The sequence below is a fragment of the Buchnera aphidicola (Periphyllus koelreuteriae) genome (assembly GCF_039360445.1).
Taxonomy (GTDB): domain Bacteria; phylum Pseudomonadota; class Gammaproteobacteria; order Enterobacterales; family Enterobacteriaceae; genus Buchnera_J; species Buchnera_J aphidicola_BM.
Window position 1 is genome coordinate 172,104 of record NZ_CP134981.1, and the last position, 12,943, is coordinate 185,046.

Consider the following 12,943-nt stretch of genomic DNA (forward strand, 5'->3'; position numbering starts at 1 on the left):
TAAATGTAATTAATGAATATAAAATATATATTTATATTATATTTTTTTTAAAATAATATTTTATTATAAAATAAAAATTTTGAAATAAACAAAATTAAATATTTAAAATTAATAAATTATTTATTTAAAAAATTATAAAAAATGTTTTTTTATATTTTAAAATACATATTCATAATTTAGATGATAAATTTTAATCTTTTTACAAATAATTTTTTTTAAAAAAAAAAGAATTTTTATTTTGATATTATTAATATTATTTTATATATTTTAATAATAATTATATTTTTTTTTTTTTTTTAAATTTTTATATTATATTTTTTATAAAAAATAACAAAAAAAAACGGAGAATTCTATGTCTAAAAATTATTTTCAAGATGTAATTGATATAGATCCTATAGAAACTAAAGATTGGTTAGATTCGATTGAATCGATAATAAAAAAAGATGGATACAAAAGAGGGAAATTTATTATTAATGAAATATTAAGAAAGTATAAAAAAATTGAAATTTTAAATTCAAAAAAATATATTTCAGATTATATTAATACAATTCCTTTAAAAAAAGAACCAATCTATCCTGGAGATATAAAATTAGAAAATAAAATATGTTCTGCTGTTCGATGGAATGCAATTATGATGGTATTGAATGCATCTAAAAAAAAAATAGATTTAGGAGGTCATTTATCTTCTTTTCAATCTTCTGCTATGATTTATGAAGTTTGTTTTAATCATTTTTTTCATGCAAATAATGATTGCAATACAGGAGATATAATTTATTTTCAAGGACATATTTCTCCTGGAATTTATTCTAGAGCTTATTTAGAAGGTAGAATTTCTAAAAATCAAATAAATAATTTTAGACAAGAAATAAATGGTATAGGTTTATCTTCTTACCCTCATCCAAAATTAATGCCTAATTTTTGGCAATTTCCTACTGTTTCAATGGGTCTTGGATCAATTTGTTCTATTTATCAAGCTAAATTTTTAAAATATTTGCAAAATAGAAATTTAAAAAATACAAAAAAAAGAACTGTTTATGTGTTTTTAGGTGATGGAGAAATGGATGAACCAGAATCTAAAGGAATTATTAATATTGCTGCTCGTGAAAAATTAGATAATTTAATTTTTATTATTAATTGTAATTTACAAAGATTAGATGGACCAGTAATAGGAAATGGAAAAATTATTAATGAATTGGAAAGTTTTTTTAATGGAGCTGGATGGAAAACTATCAAAGTTATTTGGGGAAATAAATGGGATATTTTATTAAAAAAAGATAAAACAGGAAAATTAATTCAATTAATGAATGAAACATTAGATGGGGATTATCAAACTTTTAAATCACAAAATGGAAATTATATTAGAAAAAATTTTTTTGGAAAATATAAAGAAACATTAGAATTAGTAAAAGATATGACTGATAATGAAATATGGAATTTAAATAGAGGAGGACATGATTTTAAAAAAATTTATTCTGCTTTAAATAAAGCTAAAAATATTAAAGGAAAACCTGTAGTAATATTTTTTCATACAATTAAAGGATATGGTTTAGGAAATAATATTGAAGGAAATAATATTGCACATCAGGTCAAAACAATTGATTTAGAAGATATAAAAAATATTCGAAATAAATTAAAAATACCAATATTAGATAAAGATTTAAAAAATTTACCATATATATCTTTTAAAAAAAATTCAGATGAATATAATTATTTACATAATAAAAGGAAAAAATTAGGAGGATATGTTCCACAAAGAATACAAAATTTTTCTGAAAATTTTTTTATTCCTGATTTAAATGATTTTAAATCTCTTTTAATACAACAAAAAAAAAAAATATCAACTACAATAGCTTTCGTTAGAATTTTATATATATTATTAAATAATGAAAAAATTAATAATAGAATTGTTCCAATTATTGCAGATGAAGCTCGAACTTTTGGAATGGAAGGGTTGTTTCGTAAAATTGGTATATATAATTTTAATGGTCAAAATTATACTCCTCAAGATAGAAAAATATTATCTTATTATAAAGAAGAAAAAAATGGACAAATATTACAAGAAGGTATTAATGAATTAGGAGCTGCAGCATCTTGGTTAGCTGCTTCTACTTCTTATAGTACGAATAATTTTCCTATGATTGCATTTTATATTTATTATTCTATGTTTGGATTTCAAAGAATTGGAGATTTATTTTGGGCTGCAGGAGATCAACAAGCTCGTGGTTTTTTAATAGGAGGAACATCAGGAAGAACTACTTTAAATGGAGAAGGTTTACAACATGAAGATGGGCATAGTCATATACATTCTTTAACAATTCCAAATTGTATATCTTATGATCCTGCATATGCTTATGAATTAGCAGTAATTATTCAAAATGGAATAAAAAGAATGTATGGAAAAAAACAAGAAAATATTTATTATTATATTACTACTACAAATGAAAATTATTCTATGCCTGAGTTTAAAGAAGAAACAAAACATGGAATTTGTCAAGGAATATATAAATTAGAAAGTTTTTCTGGAACAAAATTATCTGTTCAATTATTAGGTTCTGGTTCTATATTAAGAATTGTAAGAAAAGCAGCATTAATTTTATTTAAAAACTATAATATTGGTTCAGATGTATATAGTGTGACTTCTTTTACTGAATTAGCAAGAAACGGTCAAGATTGTGATAGATGGAATTTATTAAATCCTTCTAAAAAACCTAAAATTCCGTATATATCATTAGTTATGAATTCAAATCCAGTTATTGCTTCTACAGATTATATGAAATTATATGCAGAACAAGTAAGAAAATATATTCCTTCTTCTTCATATAAAGTATTAGGAACAGATGGTTATGGTCGTTCAGATAGTAGAAAAAATCTTAGAAGTTATTTTGAAATAGATGAATATTATATAGTTATAGCTGCTTTAGGAGAATTAGCAAAGTGCGGAAAAATAAATGTTCAATTAGTTTTAAATGCTATAAAAAAATTTAATATTAAAATAGATAAAGTTAATCCGCGTGTATCATAGAGGTATATATTAAATTATGAGTATTATAATTAAAGTACCAGATATTGGAGTTGATCAAGCAGAAGTAATTGAAGTTTTAGTAAAACCTATGGAAAAGGTAGATTTTGAACAAGGATTAATTGTAGTTGAGGGTCAAAAAGCTTCAATTGAAATACCATGCCCTAAAATAGGAATAGTAAAAGATATTTATGTTAAAGTAGGAGATCATGTGAAAATTAATTCTTCTATTTTAACTTTAGATCCTATTCAATCTGATTTAAAAAAAAAATTAAAAAAACAATCTATTAAATTGAAAAATAAAAAAATTGATTCTTCTAATTTATTTGTAAATAATATAAAAAAAAAAAAACAAAATAAAAAATCTATTTTAGTTCATTCATCTCCTTCTATTAAAAGATTATGTAGAAAATTAAAAATTTCTATTGAAGAAGTTAAAGGTACTGGTAGAAAAAATAGAATTTTAAAAGAAGATGTAATAAATTATGTCGAATCTATACAAAATAATAAAATAAAAAAAAATAAAAATAATTTTAAAAATAATATAAATTTTAAAGAAACAATTTTTTTAAGTAAAATTCAAAATATTTCATCTAAAATTTTTTCTAAAAATTGGATTGAAATTCCTCATGTTACTCAATTTTCAAAACTTGATATTACTAAATTAGAAAATTTTAGAAAAAAAATAAATATAAATTATAAAAAATTAGGTATACAATTTACTTTATTAACTTTTATTATAAAAGCTATTTCAATAAATTTATTAAAATTTAAAAAATTTAATAGTATATTACATGATAAAAAAGATAGAATTATTATAAAAAAAGATATTAATATTGGAGTAGCTGTAAATACTATAGATGGAGTATTGGTTCCAGTTATAAAAAATGTAAATAAAAAAACAATAAAAAAAATATCTAAAGAATTATTATATTTATCTAATAAATCTAGAAATAATGAATTGCAATTGAATGATATGAATCAAGGTAGTTTTACTATATCAAATTTAGGAAATTGTAATGTTGGACAATTTACTCCGATTATAAATTTTCCAGAAGTAGCAATTTTAGGAATTTCTAGAGCAACAATAGAGCCGGTTTGGAGAAATAATAATTTTGTTCCTAGATTGTTATTGCCTTTATCTTTATCTTATGATCATAGAGTTATTAATGGTGTAGATGGCGCTCTTTTTATAGAAAATTTAGATAAAAATTTAAAAAATTTTTATAAATTATTATTTTAATAAAAATATTATAGTTATTAAAAGAATTTAATTTATAATTTTTAACTTTTGGAAAAAATTAAAATGAATAAAGTCATTAAAACAGATTTAGTTGTCATTGGTGGAGGTCCAGCTGGGTATTCTGCTGCATTTAGAGCTTCGGATCTTGGAATTCAAACTATTTTAATAGAAAAATATTCAGTTTTAGGTGGAGTTTGTTTAAATGTTGGATGCATTCCATCAAAAGCTCTTTTACATTTTGCAAAAGTTTTAGAAGAATATAAAGAGTTTTTTAAATTAAATATTGTAAATAATAAACCAGAATTTAATTTTAAAAAAATTCAATCTTGGAAAAATAATTTAATTCATCAAATGAATGATGGACTTAAAGTTTTATCTAAATACAGAAATATTAAAATATTAAAAGGAATTGCTTCTTTTATAAATAAAAATAAAATTTTAATAAAAAATAAACAAGAAATTAAAGAAATATATTTTAAAAATATAATTATTGCAACAGGATCTAGTGCTATAAAATTACCTTATATAAAATCTAGAGATAAAAGAATATGGAATTCTACAGATGCAGTAAATATTCCTTGTATTCCAAAAAAAATGTTAATTATTGGAGCAGGAGTTATTGGTTTAGAAATGGCAACAGTATATAGTTCTTTAGGATCTAAAGTAGATGTAATAGAAAATTCAAATACTATATTTTCTTCTGCAGATGATGATGTAAGTTTATTTTTTATTAAATCTATAAAAAATAGATTTAATTTAATGTTAAATTCTAAAATTGACAGTATGAATTTTTCAAAAAAAAATATTTCTGTTAAAATAAAAAGAAAACAAATAATAGAAGAAAAACAATATGATGTTATTCTTGTTTCTATAGGGAGATTTCCTAATATAGATTTATTAAATTTATATAATGCTGGAGTAAATCAAGATAATAAAAAATTTATTATTGTAAACAATCAATGTCAAACAAATGTTCCTGGAATTTTTGCAATAGGTGATGTGACAGGTAATCCAATGTTAGCTCATAAAGGAATTTATCAAGCTCATATTGCAGCTGAAGTTATTTCTGGAAAAAATCATTATTTTGATACAAATATCATTCCAAATATTTGTTATACAGATCCTGAAGTTTCTTGGGTTGGATTAACTGAAAAAGAAGCAATTAAACAAAATTTAAAATTTAAAAGTTCAACTTTTCCATGGAAAGCTTCTGGAAGAGCATGTGTATCAAATTCATCTAATGGAATAACTAAATTAATTTTTAATAAAATAAATAATAAAATTATTGGAGGAGCAATTGTTGGTAGAACAGCTGGAGAATTATTAGGAGAAATTACTTTAGCTATAGAAATGGGGTGTGATATTTCAGATATTTCTTTAACTATGCATGCTCATCCAACTTTATATGAATCTATTCAATCTTCTTCAAAAATGGCAGAAGGAACTATGACTGATTTATTAAATATAAAATAACTTGATATTATTTTATTTTCAAATTTTTTATATTATTTTTTTTTGTTGTTTTTTTTTTTTTTTTTTTTTTTTTTTGATGTTATGAATGATAAATATTTTTACATAACATCAAAATTATGTTAATTTTATAATATAATTTATTTGTTTAAAATTTTTTTATAAAAAATTTATTAATTTATATATTAAATTTGAATACTTTTTTATTACATAATTATTATTTTTTTATATATGAGAATTATCATTTTAAAAATAAAAAATAGTTTGTATAATTAAAAATGGAGTTTTGAATATAACATGTTTGAGTTATCTTTATAAGATTCCATATCTACTGATATTGATTTAGTAAAAAATTTTAAAAATTTTTTAACTTTTTTATTATTAATTAAATTCTCAATCTCCATTTAGAGATACACTAGTTTTAAATTTTATGTTATTTTTTTTTAAAAAATTTTTTATTTTTTAAAAAAAAATTTAAGTTTACGTTAAATTTTTTAGAAAACTTTTGATTTAATCAATAGAATTATTAAATTAAGTTATATCAACAATCATGATAATAAAGTTTATTAAAGACGATATAATCTCCAATTTTGAAATTTTTTGTTAAACTTCCAGCTTGTTTTAATATTAATTAATAAGATTTAGTTTATATTTTTTTAATAATAATAAAAATTTAATTTTAGAAGATATTTTACTTATTTCTAATTTTTATAAAATATTTTTTATAAATAGATTTAATATATTTTTTTTAATAAAATTATTTTTTTAGATAAAATTATAATTTTTAATGAAGAAACAATTATTATTTTTATTTTTTTTAAACATATTTTTAAATATTAAAAGAAGTTCCGCAACTACAAGTTGATTTGGCATTTGGATTGTTTATAATAAATTTTGATCCATTTAAATTTTCAATATAATCTATTTCTCCTCCAATTAAATACTGAATGCTTATTGGATCAATTATTATAAATATATTAGATTTTTTTATGATAATATCATCTAAGTTTATTTTTTTTTCAAACTTAAATCCATATTCAAATCCACTACATCCTCCTCCTGTAACATATATTCTAAATTTAATATTTTTTTTTTTTTTCATTAATTTTTCAATATAATAAATAGCTGAATTAGTTAGTTTTAGTTTATAATAATTTTTTTTTTTCATTATTATTCTCTATAATTTTTATATTAAAAATTTTTTATATTTTTTTTTTAAATTTTTTTAAATAATATATAAAATATATAAAAATAATTATTAATTTAAAAAAATATTTTTTTTAATTAAAATATTTTATAATTTGTGTTATATTTAAAATTATTAATAATAAAAAAATAATTTATAAAATTTTATTTTTTTCTTAAAAATGTAGGAATATCTAAATAAGATTTATTAGAAGTTGAATATTTTTTTTTATTTTTTATATTTTTATTATTTATTTTTTTAGATATTTCTAAAGAATTTAATTTCTTATAGCGATAATCATTTAATCTATCATTAGTAGAGTTATTATTTTTTTTATGCATTTCTAATTGTTTTTCTAATCCTATTCCTGTTGCAACTACTGTAACTCTTAATTCATCATTCATTTCTGGATCTAAAGATGTTCCAATAACTACTGTAGCATTATCTGATGAAAAAGCTCTTATTGTATTTCCAACTATTTCAAATTCATCTAATCTTAAATTCATTCCAGCTGTAATATTTACTAATACACCTTGAGCTCCTGATAAATCAACATCTTCTAATAAAGGACTAGATATTGCGATTTCTGCAGCTTCTTCAGATCTATTTTCTCCAGAAGAAATCCCAGTTCCCATCATTGAATATCCCATTTCTGACATTACTGTTCTTACATCAGCAAAATCAACATTCATTAAACCAGGTCTTGTAATTAATTCTGCAATTCCTTGAACCGCTCCTTTTAGAACATTATTTGCTGCACTAAATGCATCTAATAAAGAAATTCCTCTATTTAATACTTTTAATAATTTATCATTTGGAATAATTATTAATGAATCAACATATTTAGATAATTCTAAAATTCCTTGATCTGCACACAGCATTCTTTTTTTTCCTTCAAAGTGAAACGGTTTAGTTACTACAGCAACAGTTAATATTCCTAACGATTTTGCAACTTCTGCAATAACTGGAGCTGCTCCTGTTCCTGTTCCTCCACCCATTCCAGCTGCTATAAATATCATATCAGCTCCTTCTAAAGCTGTTTTAAGTATTTCTTTATCTTCTTCTGCAGATGTTTTTCCAATTTCAGGATTTGCTCCAGCTCCTAGTCCTTTAGTAATGTTTATTCCAATTTGTATAATTTGTTCAACTTCAATTTTTCTTAATGCTTGAGCGTCTGTATTAATTGCAAAAAATTCTACTCCTTCTATTTTTTCTTTTACCATATATTCTACAGCGTTTCCACCACCACCACCTACTCCAATAACTTTAATTACTGCATCACTTCCAACTTCAACTGATTCAAACATAAGAATTACCTCTAATTTTTATTGATTTATAAAAATAAATTTTTTAATTTATATAACCAAGTATTTTTTTTATTTAAAAAATTATTTATTTTTTTTTTTTTATGATAATGCAATAATCCAATTACAGTAGAATATTCTGGCATTTTAACGTGATTAATTAATCCTGTAATATTTTTTGTATAACCTATACGTACAGGTAATTGAAATATTTTTTCTGCACAATTAATTAAAAATTTTGTTTTTGAAACACCTCCTGTTAAAACAATTCCACTATTTATATGATATTTATAACCTTTTTTTTTAAATTTTTTTTGTAAATTTAAAATTTTATTATTAATTAATTCAAACAATTCTATACATCTTAATTCAATTACTTTTGTTAATTTTTCTTGATTTAGTATTTGTGTTTCATTACTATTTGATGTAGTAACTTTAATATTATTTATATTTTCTTGGAGAAATTTTGAAGCACATCCATATTTTATTTTTAATTTTTCAGCATCAGATATTGAAGAAGAAAAAGCATAAGAGATATCTTGAGTAATTGAATTTCCAGAATATGGAATAACCTTAGTATATTGTAAAGAACCATCAATATATATTAATATATCCATTGTTCCTCCTCCCATGTCTATCATACATACACCTAATTTTTTTTCTTCATTTGTTAAAATTGCTTTACTTGATGCTAATCCTGAAAAAATAATTTTATTAATTGTTAATTTACATTTTTCTACTGCTTTAATAATGTTTTTTTCTATGTTATAATTAGAAGTAATTAAATGAACATTGGATTTCATACGTATTCCTGATAATCCTAATGGATTTTTTATTCCTTTATTATTATCTACCATATATTCTTGAGGAATAACATGTAAAATATGATATTCATTATTAATTTTAACAGATTTTGCTATATTTAGTACTTTTTTAATGTCATATTTTTGAACTTCTCCTTTTTTTATTTTGACCATTCCTTTTTCATTTATATAATTAATGTATTTATTTGAAAATGATAAATTTATTGAATATATTTTTTTTTTAGACATTTCTTCTGCTTGTCTAATTGATTTTTTAATACATTTTATTATGGATTTTAAATTATTAATATTTCCTATATTAATTCCTTTAGATGGATAATTTCCTAATCCAATAATATTAATTTCTTTATTTGGTAAAATTTCTCCTATTAAAGATGCAACTTTCGTAGTTCCAATATCTAATCCTACTACTAGTTCTTTATTTTGTGATTTTATCATCATTTTTAAACTCTTTATAAATAAAAATTATTATTTTAAACGATTATCTAAAATTATTTTTTATAATTTTATATTTTGTTATATAAAAAAATAAAAAAAAAACAGAATTTTTTATTGTATTTGTTTTTTTTTTTAAATTTTAAAAAATATTATTTTTTTAATTTAGCTATTCGAAGAATAGCACTTCTTGATCTGGAGTTATATAAAATTTCTTTTTTTGAAGGAAATATTTTTTTATATATTTTTAATATATTTTTTTTTATATTTATTTTGATTAATTCCTTTTCTGTTAATGGAATAGAAATAGGTAAATTAGGTATTTTTCGACTATTTTTAAACATAAATTGTTTAATAATTCTATCTTCTAAAGAATGAAAACTAATTATACATAATTTTCCATTAGGAGCTAAAATATTTGTAATATTATTTAAAAAATTTTTTAATTCATTTAATTCGTTATTTAGATAAATTCTAATAGCTTGAAAACTTCTTCTTGAAGAATTTTTTTTTTGATATGGTGTTGAATGTAATATAATTTTTGAAAGTTGATATGTATTTATTATTGGATTTTTTTTATTATTTTTTACAATATTATATGCAATTTGTTTTGCGTATTTTTCTTCTCCATATTTTTTTAAAATATAAGAAATTTTTTTTTGATTAGAATTCATTAACCATTGAGATGCTGAAATTCCTTCTTTTTGATTCATTCGCATATCTAATGGACCATTTTTTTTAAAAGAAAATCCTCTTTTTTTATTATTTAATTGTATAGAAGACATTCCTAAATCTACTATTATTCCATTTATTTTTTTTAAAATTTTAAATTTTTTACAATATTTAAAAATATTTGAAAATAATCCTTGAATAATATGAAATCTAGAATCTTTTATATTGTTTGCTATTTTTATTGATTCAGGATCTCGATCAATGGCATATAAATTTCCATTTTTTCCAATTTTTTTTAAAATTTCTTTACTATGACCACCTGAACCAAATGTTGCATCAATATAAATTCCATTTTTTTTGATATTTAAGGATTTAATAGATTCTTTTAATAATACTGGAATATGCATATTTTTTTTATAATATTTTATTTTTTTTTAATTATGTTTAAATTTTTTAATTCTAGAAATTGCAATTAAACCTGATCTAGATATTTTAATTATATTTCCAATTGTTTGAATTATTTTTAATAATTTTTGTATTTTACTTTTTTTATTTACTATTTGTAATATATATTTTTTTTTATAAATAGAAACTATTTTTATTTTAAATTTTTTTATTAATATCTTTATTTTTTCTATATTTTTTTTTTTAATTTTTATTTTTATTAAAAGTATTTCTCTTTCTATATATTTTTTTTTATTTAGAATAGTAATTTTTAAAACATCAATTAATTTATATAATTGTTTAATTATTTGTGGAATAAATTTTTTTTTTCCTAAGACTTGAATATTCATATAAGATAATGTTTTATCTTTTTTTTGTTTAGATATAGAAATATTTTTAATTTGATATCCAGTTTTAAAAAATATATTTATTATTCTAGATAAAACATCTGATTGATTTTCTAATAAGATTAATAAATTTTTTTTAATCATTTATTTTCCTGTTATTTTTTTTTAAGTTTCATATCTTTCATTGATCCTCCTTTAATTTGCATTGGATAAACATGTTCTGATTTATCAATTTTTATATCTACAAAAACAAGTTTATTTTTAGAAAGATATTTAAGAGATTTTTTTAATTTTTTTTTTAATTCATTATTTTTTGAAATTGATATTCCAATATGTCCATATGATTGAACAAGTTTTATAAAGTTTGGTAAAGATTTCATATATGATTGTGAATATCTTCCAGAATATATAATATCTTGCCATTGTTTTACCATTCCTAAAGAACTATTATTTAAATTTAATATTAAAATAGGTAAATTATATTGCATTGCAGTAGATAATTCTTGAATATTCATTTGTATACTTCCATCTCCTGTGATGCAAATAACATTTTTTTTTGGAAACGCTAACTTTACTCCTAAAGCAGCTGGGAATCCAAAACCCATTGTTCCTAAACCTCCTGAATTAATCCATTTTCTTGGTTTATCAAATAAATAATATAATGCTGAAAACATTTGATGTTGACCAACATCAGAAGTAATATAAAATTTTCCTTGTGTTAATTTATAAATAATTTTAATAACATTTTGTGGTTTAATATTTTTTTCATTATTTTTATTTTTAAAAATATTAATTTTATTCCATTGAATTATTTTATTCCACCATGGAATTAATTTTTTTTTATTAATTTTTTTATATTTTTTTAAAAGAGAATTAAATTTTTTTAATATTTTTTTTATATCACCTATTATTTCAATTTTTGCTTTAATTGTTTTTGAAATTGAAGATGGATCTATATCTACATGAATAATAGTTGAATTTGGACAATATTTTTTTATATTATTTGTTGTTCTATCATCAAATCTTACTCCTAATGCAAAAATAACATCTGAATAATGCATACTCATATTAGCAGAATATGTTCCATGCATGCCTAACATTCCAAGACTTTGTTTATGAGTTCCTGGAAATCCTCCTAAACCCATTAAAGAACTAGTAACTGGAGCATTTATTTTTTCTGAAAAATATTTTAATTCTTTTGAACTATTAGAATTTATAACTCCCCCACCAATATATATTACTGGTTTTTTTGAATTAATAATTATTTGAAAAGCTTTTTTTATTATAACTTTGTTTATTTTAATTTTTGTTTTATAAGAACGAATCTTAACATAATTAGGAGAATGATAAGGTCTTTTTTTTTCTGAAGATAAAATATTTTTTGGTAAATCTATTACTACAGGTCCTGGTCTTCCTGTAGAAGCAATAAAAAATGATTTTTTGATAATTAATGGAATATCTTCTATTTTTTTTACTAGAAAACTATGTTTAACTATTGGTCTAGAAATTCCTATCATATCGCATTCTTGAAAAGAATCATATCCAATAAGTTTTAAATCAACTTGACCAGAAATAATAATCATTGGGATTGAATCCATATAAGCTGTAGCAATTCCTGTAATAGAATTAGTTGCTCCTGGTCCTGATGTGACTAAAACTACACCAGTTTTTCCTGTAGATCTAGCATAACCATCAGCCATATGAGTTGCAGCTTGTTCATGTCGAACTAGTATATGTTTAATTTTATTTATTCTATTCAATGCATCATATATTTCTAAAACAGCCCCTCCTGGATATCCAAAAATATATTTTATTTTTTGATCAATTAATGATTTTACAACAATTTCAGCTCCAGAAAAAATTTTCATATGATTAGCTCTTATTATAGTATTTTAAAATATAATAATAAATTATAAAAAATTAAATAATTTTTATATAAATTTTATTTTTATTTTTTTTATTTTCATTTTTTCTTTCTTTTTTTTTTTTTTATAATTTT

General features: G+C 20.5%; 10 protein-coding genes. 3 read left to right on the plus strand and 7 right to left on the minus strand.

From position 1 onward, the window contains the following. Positions 1 to 352: 352 nt before the first annotated feature. The 3 genes from aceE to lpdA all read left to right on the plus strand — a co-directional run bounded on the left by aceE (position 353) and on the right by lpdA (position 5,735). A complete protein-coding gene (gene aceE / locus RJT80_RS00770) occupies positions 353 to 3,022 on the plus strand; it encodes a pyruvate dehydrogenase (acetyl-transferring), homodimeric type (RefSeq protein ID WP_343187902.1) in 2,670 nt (889 codons plus the stop codon). A 16-nt stretch (positions 3,023 to 3,038) separates the two neighbouring features. Then, positions 3,039 to 4,262 (plus strand): 2-oxo acid dehydrogenase subunit E2, encoded by a 1,224-nt coding sequence (locus RJT80_RS00775; RefSeq protein ID WP_343187903.1) that lies wholly within the window; start codon positions 3,039 to 3,041, stop codon positions 4,260 to 4,262. Positions 4,263 to 4,325: 63 nt separating this feature from the next. Then, a complete protein-coding gene (lpdA, locus tag RJT80_RS00780; RefSeq protein ID WP_343187904.1) occupies positions 4,326 to 5,735 on the plus strand; it encodes a dihydrolipoyl dehydrogenase in 1,410 nt (469 codons plus the stop codon). Between the two features lie 269 nt (positions 5,736 to 6,004). Here the strand turns inward: lpdA and RJT80_RS00785 are convergent, their stop codons facing one another. The 7 genes from RJT80_RS00785 to ilvB all read right to left on the minus strand — a co-directional run bounded on the left by RJT80_RS00785 (position 6,005) and on the right by ilvB (position 12,812). After that, positions 6,005 to 6,136: a hypothetical protein gene (locus RJT80_RS00785; RefSeq protein ID WP_343187905.1), complete on the minus strand. Its 132-nt coding sequence runs from the start codon at positions 6,134 to 6,136 to the stop codon at positions 6,005 to 6,007. Positions 6,137 to 6,561: 425 nt separating this feature from the next. Further along, positions 6,562 to 6,900, minus strand: a complete 339-nt coding sequence (erpA, locus tag RJT80_RS00790) for an iron-sulfur cluster insertion protein ErpA (RefSeq protein WP_343187906.1) — start codon at positions 6,898 to 6,900, stop codon at positions 6,562 to 6,564. Positions 6,901 to 7,082: 182 nt separating this feature from the next. Further along, on the minus strand, positions 7,083 to 8,225 hold the full coding sequence (ftsZ, locus tag RJT80_RS00795; protein WP_343187907.1) for a cell division protein FtsZ: 1,143 nt from the start codon (positions 8,223 to 8,225) through the stop codon (positions 7,083 to 7,085). Between the two features lie 26 nt (positions 8,226 to 8,251). Next, a complete protein-coding gene (gene ftsA, locus RJT80_RS00800; protein WP_343187908.1) occupies positions 8,252 to 9,484 on the minus strand; it encodes a cell division protein FtsA in 1,233 nt (410 codons plus the stop codon). Between the two features lie 149 nt (positions 9,485 to 9,633). Beyond that, complete coding sequence (rsmH, locus tag RJT80_RS00805; RefSeq protein WP_343187909.1) at positions 9,634 to 10,560, minus strand: 16S rRNA (cytosine(1402)-N(4))-methyltransferase RsmH; 927 nt, start codon at positions 10,558 to 10,560, stop codon at positions 9,634 to 9,636. A gap of 27 nt (positions 10,561 to 10,587) precedes the next feature. Further along, on the minus strand, positions 10,588 to 11,088 hold the full coding sequence (ilvN, locus tag RJT80_RS00810; protein ID WP_343187910.1) for an acetolactate synthase small subunit: 501 nt from the start codon (positions 11,086 to 11,088) through the stop codon (positions 10,588 to 10,590). 11 nt (positions 11,089 to 11,099) lie between these two features. Continuing rightward, positions 11,100 to 12,812, minus strand: a complete 1,713-nt coding sequence (gene ilvB, locus RJT80_RS00815) for a biosynthetic-type acetolactate synthase large subunit (protein ID WP_343187911.1) — start codon at positions 12,810 to 12,812, stop codon at positions 11,100 to 11,102. Positions 12,813 to 12,943 lie beyond the last annotated feature (131 nt).